The following is a 17,405-nucleotide window of genomic DNA, read 5'->3' as shown; positions in this document are numbered from 1 at the left end:
CCGTCCGGCCTCACTCTCCGTCGGCGACGCCCGAGAGCTGGATCCCGCGGGCGACGGCGTAGACGAGAACGACGGCACCACCCACCGCGAGGACGAACTGGCCGACGACGCCGAACAGCGTCCCGATCAGCGTCGGCCCGACGGCGTAGGCGATCCCGAAGGGGACGAGGCTGATAGCGGCGAAGTAGCCGATCAGCTTCGCGAGCGGGACGGCCTCCGCGAGCAGCTGCTGGCTGTCCAGTTCGCCGGTCGCGCGGTCGAGGAACGGTCGGCGGGAGGGCATACGCCGGGGCGTCGACGCCGAGCGATAAGTGTCTCCCGGTGTCGGCCGTGCCCGGGACTCACGGCGGGGCCGCTCTGGGCAGGGTGAACGTGACCGTGTTGCCGCCGGCCGCGTTCTCGGTGAAGGAGAGTTCGCCGCCCAGCGAACTCACGGCCCACTCCATCACCCAGAGGCCGACTCCGGTGCCGTGGTACGTGCTGGTGGCCTCGACCTCCTCGTCGAGAACGGCGACCTCGTTCTCGGGGATGAGCGGCCCGTCGTCGACGACGCGTATCTCCACGATCCCCTCGCGAGCCTCGACGGTGATGTCGACGGTCGGTTCGTCGGCGGGGTTGTGTTCGACGGCGTTCTCGAGGGCGTGGTCGAGCGCGTACTCCAGACCGGTGTCGGCCAGTACCCAGACGGCCGGCGGCGATTCGACGCTCACGGACGCCGACGGGGCCGCCTCCCGGAGCGTGTCGGCAACCCGGCCGACCAGGTCGCCGACGTCGGTCCGGACCCGCTCGTCACCCCCGAGGGCGGTTATCTCCTCCAGCTGCGAGACGGAGTCGCTCAGCGAGCCGACCTTCCGCCCGAGTTCGAGCAGCGTCTCCGCCTGCTGTTCGAGCGTGTTGTCCTCGACGGCCTGCTCGATGTTCCCCGCGTAGCCCACCAGCGCGGTGGACTTGTTGCGGAGGTTGTGCCTGATGATGCGGCTGAGGAGGCGGAGCCGCCGCTCCCGCCGGCGGGACTCGGTGATGTCGTGGACCTCCGCGAGGACGCAGTCGGTGCCCGCGAGGACGCTCGCGTTGAGGTGAACCTGGACCCAGCGAACCTCGCCGTTCGATCGCTGGATCTGCCACTCGAAGGACTGCGGGTCGCCCGCCGCGGCTGCCGTGATGCGGTCCTCGGCTTCCGCCTGTGTGAACGTCGTCGAGGGCGCGGAGTAGTCGCCGACCTCCATCTCGACGAGCTCGTCCCGCGAGTAGCCGTACAGTTCCGTCAGTCGATGATTGACGTCGAGGACCGTGCCGGTCTCGGACGAGTGGAGCGTGACGCCCACGTTCAGGTCGTCGAAGACGGCCGGCAACGTCAGGTCGGACCCTTCGACCATCATCCGGGAGACGTGTCGATTGGATTTATACTTTCCTACGGCGGGAGAACCGCGTCAGGACAGCAGCGCCGCCACCTCGGCCCGCGTCTCGCAGGCCAGCACCTCGTCGGCCAGCGCCGCCGCGGCGTCGGTGTCGACCGCCCGGACCCGCTCCTTGACCGCCGAGACGGTGACGGCGCTCATCGACAGTTCGTCCAGGCCGAGCCCGACCAGCAGTTCGGTCAGCGCCGGGTCGCCGGCCATCTCGCCGCACATCCCGACCCAGGCGTCGCGCTCGTGGGCCGCGGAGACGGTCCGGTCGATCGCCCGGAGGACCGGCGGGTGCAGCGGGTCGTGGAGGTCGGCGACGCCGTCGTGTTCCCGGTCGGCGGCCATCACGTACTGTGTGAGGTCGTTGGTCCCGATCGAGAGGAAGTCCAGACGCTCGGCGAGCGCGTCTGCGACGTGGACCGCGGCGGGCGTCTCGACCATCGCCCCCAGTTCGGGGACGGCGTACTCGACGTCCTCGTCGTCGAGGTCCGCCGCGACGGACCCGACCCGATCCAGCACCGCCTCGACCTCCTCGACGCGGGCGACCATCGGCACCATCACGCAGAGGTCGCCGCCGTCGTGGGCGGCCGCCCGCAGGAGCGCACGCAGTTGCGTCTCGAACAGGTCGGCGTGCTCGTCGAGCGAGAGCCGGACGCCCCGCCGGCCGAGAAACGGGTTGGGCTCCGCCGGCAGGTCCAGGTAGGGGACCTGCTTGTCGCCGCCCACGTCCAGCGTGCGGACGACGACCCGCTCGCCGGGGAACGCCGACAGCGCCGCCGTGACGGCCTCGTACTGCTCGTCCTCGTCGGGCGGGCGCTCCCGGTCGAGGAAGAGGAACTCGGTGCGGAACAGGCCGACGCCGTCCGCGCCGCGGGCGACTGCGGGGTCGAGTTCGGCGGGACGGCCGACGTTGGCGGCCACCTCCACCGGCCGGCCGTCGGCGGTGGTCACGCGCTCTTCGACCACCGGCGCGTCGAGTCCCTCGCTCTCCGCTCGCCGGGTCTCGTCCGGATCGACGACCACCTCGCCGGCCTCCCCGTCCACGAGGACCGTCGCGCCCTCGGCCACGTCGGCCAGCGCGTCGCCGACGCCGACCACCGCCGGGATGGCCAGCGACCGCGCGATGATGGCGGCGTGGGCGGTCCGGCCGCCGGTCGCCGTGGCGATGCCGGCGACGACCCCGGGATCGAGCTCGGCCGTGTCGCTGGGCGTGAGCCGCTCGGCCAGCAGGACCGTCCCCGGCGGCAGGGCGGCGAGGTCGCCCGTCCCGGCGTCGAGCAACGCCCGCAGGAGGCGGTCCCGCACGTCCCGCAGGTCGTCGGCGCGCTCGGCCATCCGCCCCTCCATCCCCTCGAACTGCGCGACGGCCTCGCCGAAGGCGTCGTCGACCGCGTGCTCCGCCGGGACGCCGCCGTCGATGGCGTCCTCGATCGCCTCGACCAGCTGGGGGTCGTCGAGGAACTGCTCGTGGGCCTCGAAGACGGCGGCCTCGTCCTCGCCGACCCGCTCGGCGGTCCGGTCGCGCGCCCGCCGGATGCCCTCGCGGGCCGTCTCGCGGGCGTCGGCGAACCGCTCTCGTTCCCGGGCCGGGTCGACCGTCTCGGGGGCCGGCCGCTCGGGCAGGTCGAGGGCGTCGGGCCGGTACCAGCGCGCGGTCCCGACCCCGGAGAGCGGCGTGCTGCCGACGCCGGACAGCGTCCTCACGGCCCGTCGCCCTCCGCGTCGCCCTCGCCGTCGTCTGCCTCGACCGGCGTCGTCAGGATCGCCGCCAGCGCGTCGAGTGCGGCCGCGGCGTCCTCGCCCTCCGCGACGAGCCGGACCGACTCCCCGTGTTCGACGTTCAGTCCCGTGACCGCGAGCATACTGTTGCCCTCGACCAGCCCGTCGTCGCCCTCGTCGGCTCGGCCGACCCTGACCGCCGCGTCGTACTGGTTCGCGGTCCGGACGAACTGCGACGCGGGCCGGGCGTGCAGGCCCGCCTCGGGCACCACTTCGACTGTGCGCTCCATGCCACTCGTTCACGCTCGCTGACCATTACCGTGTCGGCGTCGCGGAACGGTTTAGTGGGGTCCCGCCGTCGTCTGGTCCGTGACTCGGCCAGTCGGTTACCTCTCGCTCGCGCTGGCGATCCTCTGTGGTGCGACGGTCGTCGCCGTCCGGCGCGTCGGCGTGGGCGGCGAGATCGACGGCGTCGCCGTCGCGGCGATCCTGGCGACCGGGCTCTCGCTGCTCGCCGTGGCGTTCGCCACCTACGGGCTCTACCGCCTCACACTGGGGGCGTTCGACCACCGGACCCCGGACAAGCGCCGCCGCCACGACGCCAAGAACGTCTTCCGACTCGGGTTCGGTGTCGCGGGGGCAGTCGCGGCGCTCGGCGTCGTCACCGAGCAGTGGGTCGGGCTGCTGTTCTCGCTGGGGGTGGTCGGGTTCGCGGTGACCTTCGCGCTCCAGCAACCCCTGTTCTCGCTCATCGGCTGGCTGTACATTATGGTCAAGCGGCCCTACCAGGTCGGGGACCGCGTCGCCATCGAGGACTCGAAGGGCGACGTCGTCGAGGTGTCATTCCTCGTGACGACGCTGTGGGAGATCAACGGGGAACTGGTCTCCTCGAACCAGCCGTCGGGGCGGATCATCACCCTCCCCAACAGCGTCGTCCTCTCCTCGCACGTCAAGAACTTCACCCGCGAGGAGTTCCCCTTCGTCTGGAACGAACTGTCCGTGCAGGTGGCCTACGAGACGGACCTCGACTTCGCGACCGAGCGGATGCGGACGGTGGCCGACGACTACGTCGGCGACGAGATGGCCGCCCGCATCGAACGCTACCGCGAGCGGCTGTCGGAGACGCCGGTCGAACTTGAGGTCCAGGACCGCCCGACGGTCAACCTCGTCCAGCAGGAGTCCTGGGTGGAGCTACGCCTGCGCTATCTGGTCCACCCGCGGCGCGGCCAGCGGGTCCGGAACGAGCTCTACCGGCGGATCCTGACGGCGTTCAACGAGGAGCCCGAGCGCGTGAAGTTCCCGGTCGGGCGGAACCGGTAGGACGGGGATTTACGCCGCCGCCGGGCGGACGGTCGCTATGAGCGAGGACCCGCTGCCAGAGGTCACCGAACAGTTCGCTCGGACGCTCGCGCCCGACCGGGACGAGGTACTGGAGGAGATGGACGCGAAGGCCGACCGCGAGGGGTTCCCGACGGTCGGGCCGGCCGTCGGCGGCTGGCTCCGCCTGCTCGCCCGGCTGACCGACGCACAACGGGTCTTCGAGTTCGGCTCGGGCTTCGGCTACTCCGCGTACTGGATGGCCCCGGCGCTGCCCGCGGACGGCTGGATCGTCCTCACGGAGGTCGACGCCGACGAGCTGGAGGAGGCCCGCGAGTTCCTCTCGCGGGGCGGCTACGCGGACCGCGCCGCCTTCGAACACGGCGACGCCGTCGAGATCGTCGACGACTACGACGGCCCCTTCGACGTGGTGCTGATCGACAACGAGAAACACCGCTACGCCGAGGCCTTCGAGGCAGTCCGCGAGAAGGTCCCCGTCGGCGGCGTCGTCGCGGCCGACAACGCCATCGAGGCGGGACCGCTGGAGTTCGACGACGTGCGCGCCCTGCTGGCCGGCGAGGCCGTCGACGCCAACGAGATGAGCGAGGGGATCGCCGCCTACCTCGAACGGGTTCGGGACGACCCCGACTTCGAGACCGGGCTGCTCCCGCTCGGCGAGGGCGTCGCGGTCAGCGTCCGGGTGGCGTGACCGCGTGCGACAGACTGATTGTGGTTCGTGAACATAGTGCACACGGGCTATGGCGACCACCGACTCGAACGCCGCGGCGAGCGAGGCCAGCATCGACCGGGCGATCATCGAACGGGCCGCGGACGCCGCCGACGTCGAGGTCGGCCGGCTCTGTGACGCGCTGGTGGTCCTGCACGCGGACCTGATCGGGCGTCACGCGCAGTTCGAGCGGGACTGCGACTACGTCACCGTCGACGGGACCCGCGCCTACCGGGTCCCCGACGACGAGTTCGACGCCCTGCTCGACGGCTTCGGCTTCGACGAGGCCGAGCGACTGGGCGCTCAGTACGCCCACACGGAGCAGGCGAAACTGCTGTTCGCACAGTCGGTCCGGGGCGACGACAACTTCGGGCGCGACGAACTGGGCGTCGTCATCGGCATCGACACCGCCGAGCAGTTCTGACTCCCGCGCGCTCGTCCCAAGGGTGATGAGGCGTCCCCTCGAACGGCCGCCCAGCGATGACTGGCGAGGACGCACCCGTGGCGATCGACGAGGCACGTATCGAGCAGGCAGCCGAGGAAGTGGGGGCCGACCGAGACGCCGTCGCGGACGCGCTGACGGTGTTGCACGCCGACCTCATCGGCCGCCACTCCGAGTTCGAGAGCGAGCGGTACGTCACCGTCGACGGCGTCCGGGCGTACCGCGTGCCCGAGTCGCGGGTCGACGACCTCCTCGCGGCGTTCGACTTCGGCGAGGACGTGGCGAGTGCGGTCAAGCTGGCCCACACTCGGCAGGCGGAACTGCTGTTCGCCGACGCCGTGGCGGGGCGGGACGACTTCGCGGCCGACGACTGCGGGCTCGTCGTCGGGATCGACACCGCCGAGGAGTTCTGAGTCCGCCGTCACGACGGACCGGCCGCGGTCGGCGCGGGCCGTCCGATTCTCGCCGACGAAAATGGGAGTGCATGGCTTATGTGCGAGGGGGCGAAATGCCCGCCAACCGACCACGTATGAGCCTGATGATCGACATTCGGAAGCTGGGGCTGTTCAATCAGATGGCCAAGGAGGGGGGCAACACCGTCGCCAACCACCTGAGTCAGATGACGGGGATGGAGACGGAGATGGAGATCACCAAGATCAACTTCATCGACATCCCGGACATCAAGACCCACGTCGGCCACGAGAAACAGATCGGGATCAGCATCGAGATGGTCGAGAAGCCCCACGGCTACATCCTCTTCCTGTTCAACGCCCAGAGCGCGAAGGAACTCGCTCAGGGGATGATCGGCGACATGGGCGAGACCGACCCCACCGCCGAGGGGTTCACGGATATGGAGCGGTCGGCAATCCAGGAGATCGGCAACATCATGACCAGCGGCTTCATCGACGGGTGGGCGAACGTCCTCGACACGACCATCGACATCTCGACGCCGAACTTCACGTTCGGTCCCGGCAGCGGGATGGTCGACCAGCTCGTCGGCGACCGGGACAACGAGATGGCGCTGATGTTCGACTCGCGCGTCCACGCGCTCGACTCCGACATCAACGTCAAGGTGTACACGTTCCCGGAGCTGGAGGAGCTCGTCGACCTGATGCAGCGGATCGAGGTGTGAAGCGGAGCCGACAACCGCGGTTCCTTCACGATTAATTTACGCACCTTCTTGTGGTGTGGGGCCGTGTCACGGGGTATGCCGGGAGGCGCACCACAGACGCTACGACCGTTCCTGTCCCGAGCCGAACAGCTGTACCCCGAGACGGAGATCGTCTCCCGCACCCACGAGGGGGTCGTCCGGTACGACTACGGCGAGTACGCCGACCGGACGGCGCAGTTGGCCAACGCACTGGACGAGGCGGGCTACGGCGACGGCGAGCGCCTGGCGACGTTCTGCTGGAACCACCACCGCCACTTCGAGACGTACTTCGGGGTCTCCGGGATGGGGGCACAGCTGCACACGATCAATCCCCTCCTGCCCGACAAGCACGTCCAGTACATCGCCGACGACGCCGACGACCGGCTGGTCTTCGTCGACCAGTCGTTCCTGCCGAAGCTGGAGGGCGCGGTCGACGGCGACCCGGACTCTTTCGGGAGCGTCGACCGGTACGTCGTGATGGGCGAGTCGGTCCCGGAGACGGACCTCGACGCCGTCGCCTACGAGTCGTTCGTCGAGGGCCAGCCGACGAGCTACGACTGGCCGACCGTCGAGGAGGAGCGGCCGGCGGGGCTCTGTTACACCTCCGGGACGACGGGGCAACCGAAGGGCGTCGAGTACACCCAGCAGATGCTCTGGGCGCACACGATGGCGCTGCAGACGCCCCAGGCCCTCCCGCTTTCGGACGACGACGTGGCGATGCCGGTCGTCCCGATGTTCCACGTCAACGCCTGGGGCCTGCCGTTCTCGGCGACGGCCGGCGGCGCGAAACACGTCTACCCCGGCCCACAGCCCGAGCCGGCGGACCTCGCGCGGCTCATCGAGGAGGAGGGCGTCACGCTCACCGCCGGCGTCCCGACGGTGTGGCTCGGCCTGATGGAGTACGTGAAAGAACACGACGTCGACCTCTCCTCGCTGGAGCGGCTGGTCGTCGGCGGGAGCGCCGCGCCGGAGGCGATGATCCGCTTCTTCGACGACCGCGACGTGGAACTGGTCCACGCCTGGGGGATGACGGAGACGGCTCCCGTCGGATCGGTCGCCCACGTCAAGGCCGACCTCCGGGACGCGGACTACGAGACCCGCCTCCAGAAACGGACGAAGCAGGGGCTGATCGTCCCGGGGCTGGAGTTCCGGGTGGTCGACGACGGGGGCGACCCGGTCCCCCACGACGGGGAGTCGTTCGGCGAACTCCTCGTCCGCGGGCCCTGGGTCACGACGGAGTACTTCGCCCGCCCCGACGCCAGCGAGGCGGAGTTCACCGACGGCTACCTCCGGACCGGCGACATCGTCACCGTCGACGAGGACGGCTACCTGCAGATCGTCGACCGTGCGAAAGACGTCATCAAGAGCGGCGGGGAGTGGATCTCCTCGCAGGAACTGGAGAACGAGCTGATGGCCCACGACGCCGTGGCGGAGGCGGCGGTCATCGGCGTCCCCCACGAGCGCTGGCAGGAGCGGCCGCTCGCGCTGGTCGTCCCGACCGACGACGCGGACACGGACACCCTCGACGAGACGCTGCGCGACTACATCGGCAGCGAGTACCCGACGTGGTGGGTCCCGGACAACGTCGTCGTCATCGACGAGGTGCCCAAGACCGCGACCGGGAAGTTCGACAAGAAGGCGCTGCGCGAGGAGTACGCCGAGGAGTCCCTCGTCGAGGGGCGGGTCCCCGACGACGCCGCGCCGGAGTGACTACTCGACGCCGGCGATCAGCGACCGGACCTCCTCGCGGTAGGCGGCCGGTTCGAGTCCGAGGTCGATGTCGACGCTGACCGTGATCCCCTCGCTGAGATCGCTCTCGATGCTGTTCTCGAAGTTCTGTGCCGGGTAGGCACCCCCGGAGATGAGCGTGTAGTCGCCGTGGTGCCAGACTGCCAGGACCGCCTCGATCCCGATGTCCGTGGGAGGTATCTCGACGCGCTCGCCCTCGGTCACCTGGAACGTGATCCCTTCGAAGGGGTAGACCGCCGACAGCTGGACGGTCTCGGCCGTCTCGCCCGTGTCGATCTCGATGGTCCCCTCGCCGGACTTCCGGATGTCGCTCAGCCCCTGGTTCTCCATCTGCTGCTCGAACTGGTCGCGGGCGTTCGTCCTGACCCGGTCGACGATCTGTTGCTGTCCGACGCCGCCGGGGAGGTTGTCCAGGTTCGGGCTGAAGTCCACCCGGGAGGCGAACCACACCGACAGCGCGGTGTCGATCTGCCCGAGCGTCCGCCCCGCGATGTCCGCCCGGAGCGCGGCGTCCTCGTACCGCAGCGTGTGCTGGACGGCCTCGACGGTGACCGGACCGTACGTCTCCTCGAAGACGGTCCCGCTGTCCTCGGCGGTCCGCTGCCAGCCGCCCGATTCGAGCCGGTCCGTCGGGACGGCCGGCGCGGGCGCGTTCGCGGCCGCGACGAATCCGCCACAGCCCGCCAGCGCCGCCGCACCGAGGCTCGCCCCGATACCGAGGTACTCGCGTCGATCCATACGTGGCGATGGCAGTTGGTGCCGAAAAGCGTGGTGGCCCCGTTATCAGAGATTTCGCTGGAACAACTCCGACGTGGTTCTTCCCCGTTTCACGAACTATATGGGACTACCGACCCTGTGACTGGTATGGAACTACTCGGAGACGACCCGGTCCCGGAACGCGCACACGAGGTCAAGCAGGAGGCGCGCGAGTTCGCCGAAGAACACATCGCCCCGAACGCGGCGGAGTACTACGCCTCGGGGGAGTACCCGTGGGAGATCCTCGAAGCCGGTATGGACGCCGGTCTGGTCGCACAGGACATCGGCGAGGAGTACGGCGGGAAGGGGTACGACCTCCACCAGGTGCTGGCCATCGCCGAGGAGTTCTACCGCGCCGACGCCGGCATCGCGCTGACGCTCCAACTGGCGAGCTTCGGTGCCGAGATCGTCGAGGAACACGGCGACGACTGGCAGAAAGAGGAGTACCTGACGCCCGTCGCCGAGAACGACCAGATCACCGGGCTGGCGGTCTCAGAGCCCGACACCGGCAGCGACCTCGCCGGGATGACCACCAGCGCCGAGAAAGACGGCGACGAGTGGGTCATAAACGGCGAGAAGTACTGGGTCGGCAACGCCGTCGAGGCCGACTGGCTCACCCTCTATGCGAAGACCGGCGACGACCCGAACAACCGCTACGGCAACTACTCGATGTTCATCGTCCCCACCGACGCGCCGGGGTACGACGCCGAACACATCCCCGAGAAGATGGCGATGCGGGCCTCCAAGCAGGGCCACATCGTGCTCGACGACTGCCGCATCCCCGAGGAGAACCTCGTCGGCGTCGAGGGCGCGGGCTTCTACATGCTCGCGGAGTTCTTCAACCACGGCCGCATCGTCGTCGCCGGGCACGGCCTCGGGATGGCCGCCGCCGCCATCGAGGAGGCCTGGGAGTTCGTCCACGACCGCGAGGCCTTCGGCAAGACCGTCGACGAGTTCCAGGCGGTCCAGCACAAACTGGCCGATATGCAACTGGAGTTCCAGGCCGCCCGCTCGCTCGCCTGGGACGCCGCCGACCGCGTCGCGAACCAGGAGAACGCCGGCTACTGGGCCGCACTGGCCAAGACCAAGGCCACCGAGGCCGCGACCGACTGCGCAGAGAAGGGGATGCAACTGCACGGCGGTCGCTCGGTGCTGACCGAGAACCGCATCGCGCGGGTCTACCGCGACGTGCGCATCCCGGTCATCTACGAGGGCGCAAACGAGATCCAGCGCAACCTCATCTACCGGCAGGCCCCGCTGTAGCCGACGCGGCCCGGACTACCCTTATTCCCCGTCGCTCCGTACACCCGGTATGGCCCCGCCGACCGTCACCTTCCTCGACCGCGGCCGCGTGCAGGCAGACCGGAACTTCGTCGTCGACGGCACCAGCGTCGCCACGGCGTCGAACCGCGACCCCGACCACGAGTACGAGACCTACGTCGTCTGGAACCTCGTGATCGAGACCGACGACCGGACGATCCTGTGGGACACGGGTTCCCATCCCGAGGCCGGCGACGGCTACTGGCCCGACCCGCTGTACGAGGCGTTCGCCCACGTCGACGCCGCCGACCACACCCTCGAATCGGACCTCGCCGACGCGGGGTACGCGCTCGACGACGTCGACGCCGTCGTGATGAGCCACCTCCACCTCGACCACGCCGGCGGCCTCCACGAGTTCGCCGGGACGGACACGCCGGTCTACGTCCACCGCGAGGAACTCCCCTACGCGTACTACAGCGCGACCACGGACGAGGGGTCGATCGCCTACCTCCAGTCGGACTTCGACCGCGACCTGAACTGGCAGGTGGTCCACGGCGACGGCTACCACCTCGCCGACGGCGTGGAACTGCTTCACCTCCCCGGTCACACCCCCGGCCTGCTCGGCGCGCTGATCGAGCGCGAGGGCGACCCGCTGCTGGTCGTCGGCGACGAGGCCTACGTCGCGGCCAACTACGAGGGCGCGCCGATGGCGACCAGCCTGCTCTGGAACAACGGCGCGTGGAAGGAGAGTTTAGAGCGGTGCCGGAACGTCCAGCGCGAGACGGGTGCCGAGGTGCTGCTGGGCCACGACCTGTCGGTGTTCGAGGAACTGACCTGACCGTCAGGACCCGACGGGTGCGACGGTCAACAGGTCGCCGTCCCCGTCCCTGACCGTCCACGTCTCCCCGTCCCGGTCGACGACCGTCCAGACGCCGAAGAGGAGGTGGGCGTCCAGCTCCGCCCCGTTCAGGCGCTGGCCGGTCTCGACGATCCGGTACTCCGTCACTGCTCGAGGAAGCCGTAGGTGGTCCGCAGGTGGTCGACGATCCAGTCGACCGTGGTCCCGTCGTAGGTCCAGAAGCCGTAGAACGTCCGCGGCTCGCGTTCCTCGGCCAGCAGGGCGCACTTCTGTGCGGGATCGCCGCCGCCGTCGAACGCGACGAACCAGGAGTTCGCGATCTCCTCGGCGCGTTCCAGGTGGAGCGTGAACGTGTGGTCGCCGGGCGGATCGACGTCGGGCACGGCGTAGGCGTGGACCTCGACGCCGGACTCCCCGAGGTGGTCGTACCGCTCGCGCTCGCCCCGGAGCGTCGAGAGGGTCTGGAACCCTGCGTGGAGCTCGCCGGCGTCGACCCGGAGCGCCCGGTCCTCGATCTCCCGTGAGGCCGTGACCATCTGCTCGATGTCCCACGAGGTGAACATCGTCTCGTCGAGGCTGTCGAGGATCGGCCGGTAGAGTCCGTCGACCGGCGGTGCTCCCCGGTCCCCGTCGAGGGACTCGCGCAGCGACGACAGGTCGGTCGCGGTGAGGACGTCCCCGTCCTCGCTCAGGGTGACGAACTCGCCGGGCCGCCCGCTCGCGGTGCGTTCGGTCCTGACGGTGACGTTGCGGTTCGCGAACCGGTCGCGGAGGTCGGCCGCGACCGGCTCGTCGGCGTTGAACACCGTGAGCGTCTTCTCGTGGCGTTCGACCCCCGAGACGAGTTCCGAGAGCGACATCTAGTGGAGGGAGTCGAGCGACGGGCTTAGCCTTTGTGCCGAGGAGTGCCGTCGGGTCGAGCCGACGCCGTCGTGGCAGAACCGCGAAACCGCCGAATCGACTGCCTTCGAGGTGTCTCTAACGATTAATGGACCTTAATGTAGTGGAAAATCTTTAGTCGTGGCCCCCCAATCCTCCGGTACGGCACCACAGCTGGGGCCGAGGATTTACCATGACAGACAACGAGCTAATCTGGCGCATCGCGGGGGGTTCCGGGGACGGAATCGACTCGACGAGCCAGAACTTCGCGAAGGCCCTGATGCGTTCGGGACTTCACGTTTTCACACACCGACACTACCCGTCGCGCATCCGGGGCGGCCACACGTTCGTCGAAGTACGGGCCAAAGACGAACCGGTACAGTCTCGCGGGGACGGCTACAACTTCCTGCTGGCGCTGGGGGACTCCTTCGCCCGGAACCCGCAGGACGAGGCCTACTACGGCAAGGAGGAACTGAAGCCGCTGTACGAGAACTTCGACGACCTCCGGGAGGGCGGCGTCCTCGTCTACGACGAGGGGCTGCTCGACGACGAGGACGTCGCGGAGATCGGGCTCGAGGAGGCCGCCGAGGAGAACGGCTGGCACCTCGTCCCGATGGACCTCCGCGGCATCGCCAAGGAACACGGCCGCGAGATCATGCGCAACACGGCCGGTATCGGGGCGACGGCCGCCATCCTCGACATCGGGACCGAAGAGTTCGAGACCCTCATCGAGGAGAACATGAGCGGGGACATGCTCGAGGCCAACCTCAACGTCCTGCAGGACGCCTACGAGGCGGCCTCCGAGCTGGACGTCGACCACGACATCGAGGTCCCCGAGAGCTCCCACGACGAGGAGCAGGTCATCCTCTCCGGGTCCAACGCCATCTCCTACGGTGCGCTCGACGAGGGCTGTCGGTTCATCTCGGGGTACCCGATGACCCCGTGGACCGACGTGTTCACTATCATGTCCCAGCATCTGCCCGAGTTCGGCGGCATCTCCGAGCAGGTCGAGGACGAGATCGCGGCCGCGGCCTTGGCACTGGGAGCCTCGCACATGGGCGTGAAGTCGATGTCCGGCTCCTCCGGCGGCGGCTTCGCGCTGATGTCCGAGCCCCTCGGTCTGGCCGAGATGACCGAGACGCCGATCGTCCTCGTGGAAGCGATGCGCGCGGGTCCCTCGACCGGGATGCCGACCAAACCCGAGCAGGCGGACCTGGAACACGTCCTCTACACCTCCCAGGGCGACTCCGCTCGCGTCGTGTTCGCGCCCGCGAACATCAGGGAGTGTTACACCCAGACGCGGGCGGCGTTCCGCATCGCCTACGAGTACCAGATCCCGGCCATCGTCGTCTACGACCAGAAGATCCAGGGCGAACTCCGGAACCTCCCGGCGAGCCACTTCGACGAGGAGCCCAACGCCGACCCCGGCTCCGTGCTGACCGAGGCCGAGATCGAGGAGGCGGCCCACCACGCGTCGGGCAAGTTCAAGCGGTTCCAGCACGACCCCGAGGACGGCTCGAACGTCAGTCCGCGGTCGGTGCCCGGTCAGAAGGACGGGCGCTACCTCGCGACCGGCAACGAGCACAACGAGGAGGGTCACATCAGCGAGGACCCCGAGAACCGCATCGCGCAGATGGAGCGCCGACTCCAGAAGCTCGACGACATCCGGGCCGACCTCGACGAGAACGCCGACCACCAGACCTACTACGGTCCCGAGGACGCCGACTACGGCATCCTCGTCTGGGGCAGCCAGCAGGACACCGTCTTCGAGGCCGTCGACCGGCTCAACGAGAACGGCCACTCGGTGAAGGCGCTGGGCGTCTCCGACATGGCTCCCTACCCGGTCGAACAGGTCAGCGAGTGGCTCGACTCCGTCGACGAGGCGCTGGTCGTCGAGATGAACGCGACCGCACAGTTCCGCGGGCTCACGCAGAAGGAGATCGGCAAGTACGGCGACAAGCTGTCGAGCCTGCTGAAGTACAACGGCAACCCCTTCGAGCCCGCCGAGATCGTCGACGGGTTCGAGACCAGCATCAACGGCGAGGACCTCGCCGCGAGCAACATGAAGTACCTCCCCGCAGCGGGTGACTGACAATGAGTGCATTCAGCGCAATCGGCGAAGACCGCGAGATCGAGCGAGACGAGTTCACACCCGGCATCGAACCGCAGGCGACGTGGTGTCCGGGCTGTGGTGACTTCGGTGTCCTCAAGGCACTGAAACAGGCGATGCCCGAGGTCGGGCGCAACCCCGACGAGATCGCCCTGTTCACGGGCATCGGCTGTTCCGGCAAGCTCAACAGCTACTTCAACAGCTACGGCTTCCACACCATCCACGGCCGCTCGCTGCCCGTCGCACGGGCCGCGAAGCTGGCCAACCCGGACGTGGAGGTCATCGCCGCCGGCGGCGACGGCGACGGCTACGGGATCGGCGGGAACCACCTCATCCACACGGCCCGTGAGAACCACGACATGACCTACATCGTGTTCAACAACGAGATCTTCGGGCTCACGAAGGGACAGACCTCGCCGACCTCGCCGAAGGGCCACAAGTCCAAGACCCAGCCCCACGGCTCGGCGAAGTCGCCGATCCGGCCGCTCAGCCAGTCGCTGAACGCCGGCGCGACCTACATCGCCCGGACCGCGGCCGTCAACCCCAACCAGGCCAAGGAGATCATCGCCGAGGCCATCGAGCACGACGGCTTCGCGCACATCGACTTCCTGACCCAGTGTCCGACCTGGAACAAGGACGCCAAACACTACGTCCCGTACACGGACATCCAGCAGTCCGACGACTACGACTTCGACGTCTCGAACCGGCAGGAGGCCGCCGAGATGATGTTCGAGACCGAGAACAAGCTCTACGAGGGCGAGGTCCTGACCGGCCGCTACTACGTCGAGGACGAGCGCCCCTCCTACGGCGAGGAGAAGCGCCAGATCGGCGAGATGCCCGACGACCCGCTCGCCGAGCGGTACTTCGACGAGGACGCGGAGTGGGAGCGGACCTACGACAACCTCCTCGAACACCACAAGTGAACACCACGGGAACCGCCCGCTGACGCCGGGCCGTCCGGCACCGCGAGCGCCCCCCGAACCGGGCTTTCCTGTTCGGAAGATATTTTTTCACGGACCGAAAACAAACGTGTATGAGTACCGAGTCCACGGAGCGTCGAATCCTCTCGGTGTTGGAGGAGGACGCACAGGCCTCCTACGCCGAGATCGCTGACAGGGCGGACGTGTCGAAACCGACCGTCCGCAAGTACATCACGAAGCTCGAGGAGGAGGGGGTCATCGTCGGCTACTCCGCGGACGTGGACCCGAAGAAACTCGCCGGCCAGTCCATCGCGATGGTGGGGATCGACGTGGCCAGCGAGCGCTACGTCGAGGCGACTCGGCAACTGAAGCACGTCGAGTCCGTCGAGGCGCTGTACACCTCCAGCGGGGACCATATGCTGATGGCGGAGGTCCGCGCGGCCGACGGGGATTCGCTGGCGGCCGTCATCGAGGACGAGATCCTCTCCCTGGACGGCGTCACGGCCGCCCACCCCTCGTTCCTGCAGGAACGACTGAAGTGACTGGTTTTTAGACGCTCCGGTGCCGACGGCCACCTATGCCGTCTCGGCTGGTCCTGGGTGGCGGGTCGGTCGCACTGTCGCTCGTCGGCGCGATCAGCGGCGACGCCGGCCCGCTCCACGTCCTCACGGACGACAGACACCGTGCCGAGACACTCCGCTCCGACGGGGCCGTCGTGACCGTCGGCGACGTCACCGACCGGGAGACGATCGCCGGGCTCGACGTCGATCCGGTGAGCGTCGTCGTCGCGACGACGGACCCCGCGACCAACGTCGCGGCCGCGGCGACGGTCCGGGAGCTGTTCCCGGACGCCTTCCTACTGGGGTACACGGGCTTCGACGCGACGGCCGACCAGCGCGACAGGCTCGCCGAGGTCGCGGACGGCGTCGTCGACCCCGAGGCGGTCGTCAGCGACCACCTCGCACGGACTACGGGCGACGAGGGCGCGCGCGCCCGGAAGCTCCAGCAGGTGCTGCGGGATGTCGACGGCCACCTCGCCATCGTCGCCCACGACAACCCCGATCCGGACGCCATCGCAAGCGCCGTCGCACTGGGCGAACTCGCGGAGCGCGTCGGCTGTACGGTCTCGGTCTGCTACTTCGGCGACATCTCCCACCAGGAGAACCGCGCGTTCGTGAACCTGCTGGAGTACGACCTGGTGAACCTCGCGGCCGACGACGCGACCGCACTGGACGAGTTCGACGGGTTCGCGCTCGTGGACCACTCCCGGCCGGGCGTCAACGACCAGCTGCCCGAGGACCTCGACATCGACATCGTCATCGACCACCACCCGCCGCGGTTCCCCGTGGAGGCACGGTACGTCGACCTCCGGAGCGCCGTCGGCGCGACCAGCACGCTGCTGGTCGACTACCTCCGTCGGTTCGACGTCGACATCCCCGAACACGTCGCGACGGGGCTGCTGTTCGGGATCCGGGTCGACACGAAGGACTTCCGGCGGGAGGTGTCGCCGGAGGACTTCGAGGCGGCGGCCCACCTCGTCGAGAACGCGGACATGGACACTCTCCAGCGCATCGAGGACCCCAGCGTCAGCGCGGAGACGCTGTCCATCCTCGGACGCGCCATCGACAACCGCCAGCAGGAGGGGGCGGTCCTGCTGAGCTGCGTCGGCGAGATCGGGGACCGCGACGCGCTCGCACAGGCCGCCGACCGGCTGCTCGACCTCGAAGAGGTCCACGCGACGATGGTCTACGGCGTCATCGACGACACGATCTACGCCTCCGCGCGGGCACGGGGCGCGGACATCGACCTCGGCGAGGCGATGCGGGACGCCTTCGGACAGATCGGGTCCGCGGGCGGCCACGCCGATATGGCGGGCGCACAGATCACGCTCGGGATGCTCGAGTCCGTCGAGGACCGCGACGAGACGCTCCAGGAGGTCGTCGAGTCGGTCGTCGGCGCACGGTTCCTCGAGGCGGTGCAGTCGCGCTCGCACCGACTGCTGGGCCACGTCCGAACCGTCGAGTACGGGATCGACGGCTCCACCAGCGTCCTCCCCGACGACGGCTACCGCGAGGACGGGGAGTAGCCGAGCCTTTTTGCCCGCCGGCGGG

19 protein-coding genes are annotated in these 17,405 nt (G+C 68.9%); 12 read left to right on the top strand and 7 right to left on the bottom strand.

What is annotated here, in order from left to right; all coding sequences use genetic code 11:
* Positions 1-10 precede the first annotated feature (10 nt).
* The 4 genes from P0592_RS01050 to ptsH1 are packed head-to-tail and all read right to left on the bottom strand — an operon-like array spanning position 11 to position 3,415.
* Positions 11-283 (bottom strand): hypothetical protein, encoded by a 273-nt coding sequence (locus P0592_RS01050; protein ID WP_276272408.1) that lies wholly within the window; start codon positions 281-283, stop codon positions 11-13.
* A 58-nt stretch (positions 284-341) separates the two neighbouring features.
* Complete coding sequence (locus P0592_RS01045) at positions 342-1,376, bottom strand: sensor histidine kinase (RefSeq protein WP_276272407.1); 1,035 nt, start codon at positions 1,374-1,376, stop codon at positions 342-344.
* Positions 1,377-1,430: 54 nt separating this feature from the next.
* Entirely contained in the window at positions 1,431-3,110 is a 1,680-nt protein-coding gene (ptsP, locus tag P0592_RS01040; RefSeq protein WP_276272406.1) for a phosphoenolpyruvate--protein phosphotransferase, read from the bottom strand.
* Positions 3,107-3,415 (bottom strand): phosphocarrier protein HPr, encoded by a 309-nt coding sequence (gene ptsH1 / locus P0592_RS01035; RefSeq protein ID WP_276272405.1) that lies wholly within the window; start codon positions 3,413-3,415, stop codon positions 3,107-3,109. The genes ptsP and ptsH1 overlap by 4 nt, the downstream gene beginning before the upstream one ends.
* A 79-nt stretch (positions 3,416-3,494) precedes the next feature.
* Here ptsH1 and P0592_RS01030 point away from each other — a divergent pair, with 79 nt between their 5' ends.
* The 6 genes from P0592_RS01030 to P0592_RS01005 all read left to right on the top strand — a co-directional run bounded on the left by P0592_RS01030 (position 3,495) and on the right by P0592_RS01005 (position 8,471).
* On the top strand, positions 3,495-4,445 hold the full coding sequence (locus tag P0592_RS01030; RefSeq protein WP_276272404.1) for a mechanosensitive ion channel family protein: 951 nt from the start codon (positions 3,495-3,497) through the stop codon (positions 4,443-4,445).
* Between the two features lie 37 nt (positions 4,446-4,482).
* Entirely contained in the window at positions 4,483-5,151 is a 669-nt protein-coding gene (locus P0592_RS01025; RefSeq protein ID WP_276272403.1) for an O-methyltransferase, read from the top strand.
* 49 nt (positions 5,152-5,200) lie between these two features.
* Positions 5,201-5,593, top strand: a complete 393-nt coding sequence (locus tag P0592_RS01020; protein ID WP_276272402.1) for a DUF8048 family protein — start codon at positions 5,201-5,203, stop codon at positions 5,591-5,593.
* 56 nt (positions 5,594-5,649) lie between these two features.
* Positions 5,650-6,024, top strand: coding sequence for a DUF8048 family protein (locus tag P0592_RS01015; protein WP_276272401.1), 375 nt, complete (start codon positions 5,650-5,652; stop codon positions 6,022-6,024).
* A 116-nt stretch (positions 6,025-6,140) separates the two neighbouring features.
* Complete coding sequence (locus P0592_RS01010) at positions 6,141-6,743, top strand: chemotaxis protein CheC (protein WP_276272400.1); 603 nt, start codon at positions 6,141-6,143, stop codon at positions 6,741-6,743.
* A 75-nt stretch (positions 6,744-6,818) separates the two neighbouring features.
* Positions 6,819-8,471 (top strand): long-chain fatty acid--CoA ligase, encoded by a 1,653-nt coding sequence (locus P0592_RS01005; RefSeq protein ID WP_276272399.1) that lies wholly within the window; start codon positions 6,819-6,821, stop codon positions 8,469-8,471.
* Here P0592_RS01005 and P0592_RS01000 read toward each other — a convergent pair whose 3' ends face one another.
* A complete protein-coding gene (locus tag P0592_RS01000) occupies positions 8,472-9,248 on the bottom strand; it encodes a DUF6517 family protein (protein WP_276272398.1) in 777 nt (258 codons plus the stop codon).
* 126 nt (positions 9,249-9,374) lie between these two features.
* On the opposite strand from P0592_RS01000, the gene P0592_RS00995 reads away from it, so the two are divergent.
* A complete protein-coding gene (locus tag P0592_RS00995) occupies positions 9,375-10,529 on the top strand; it encodes an acyl-CoA dehydrogenase family protein (RefSeq protein WP_276272397.1) in 1,155 nt (384 codons plus the stop codon).
* Positions 10,530-10,578: 49 nt separating this feature from the next.
* Entirely contained in the window at positions 10,579-11,364 is a 786-nt protein-coding gene (locus tag P0592_RS00990) for an N-acyl homoserine lactonase family protein (RefSeq protein WP_276272396.1), read from the top strand.
* A 3-nt stretch (positions 11,365-11,367) separates the two neighbouring features.
* On the opposite strand, the gene P0592_RS00985 is transcribed toward P0592_RS00990, so the two are convergent.
* Positions 11,368-11,532 (bottom strand): hypothetical protein, encoded by a 165-nt coding sequence (locus P0592_RS00985; RefSeq protein WP_276272395.1) that lies wholly within the window; start codon positions 11,530-11,532, stop codon positions 11,368-11,370.
* Positions 11,529-12,245 (bottom strand): DICT sensory domain-containing protein, encoded by a 717-nt coding sequence (locus tag P0592_RS00980; RefSeq protein ID WP_276272394.1) that lies wholly within the window; start codon positions 12,243-12,245, stop codon positions 11,529-11,531. Before P0592_RS00980 ends, P0592_RS00985 begins: the two co-directional genes overlap by 4 nt.
* 212 nt (positions 12,246-12,457) lie before the next feature.
* Here P0592_RS00980 and P0592_RS00975 point away from each other — a divergent pair, with 212 nt between their 5' ends.
* From P0592_RS00975 to P0592_RS00960, 4 genes are all read left to right on the top strand, one after another.
* Positions 12,458-14,356 (top strand): 2-oxoacid:acceptor oxidoreductase subunit alpha, encoded by a 1,899-nt coding sequence (locus P0592_RS00975; protein ID WP_276272393.1) that lies wholly within the window; start codon positions 12,458-12,460, stop codon positions 14,354-14,356.
* Positions 14,357-14,358: 2 nt separating this feature from the next.
* Positions 14,359-15,297 carry a thiamine pyrophosphate-dependent enzyme gene (locus P0592_RS00970; RefSeq protein ID WP_276272392.1) on the top strand — a complete coding sequence of 313 codons (939 nt, stop codon included), beginning with the start codon at positions 14,359-14,361 and terminating at the stop codon, positions 15,295-15,297.
* Between the two features lie 110 nt (positions 15,298-15,407).
* A complete protein-coding gene (gene lrpA1, locus P0592_RS00965; RefSeq protein ID WP_276272391.1) occupies positions 15,408-15,836 on the top strand; it encodes an HTH-type transcriptional regulator LrpA1 in 429 nt (142 codons plus the stop codon).
* Positions 15,837-15,871: 35 nt separating this feature from the next.
* Positions 15,872-17,380, top strand: coding sequence for a DHHA1 domain-containing protein (locus P0592_RS00960; protein ID WP_276272390.1), 1,509 nt, complete (start codon positions 15,872-15,874; stop codon positions 17,378-17,380).
* The last annotated feature ends 25 nt before the right edge of the window (positions 17,381-17,405 follow it).

Source organism: Haloarcula litorea (assembly GCF_029338195.1).
Classification (GTDB): domain Archaea; phylum Halobacteriota; class Halobacteria; order Halobacteriales; family Haloarculaceae; genus Haloarcula; species Haloarcula litorea.
This window is presented reverse-complemented; position numbering and strand designations above follow the sequence as displayed.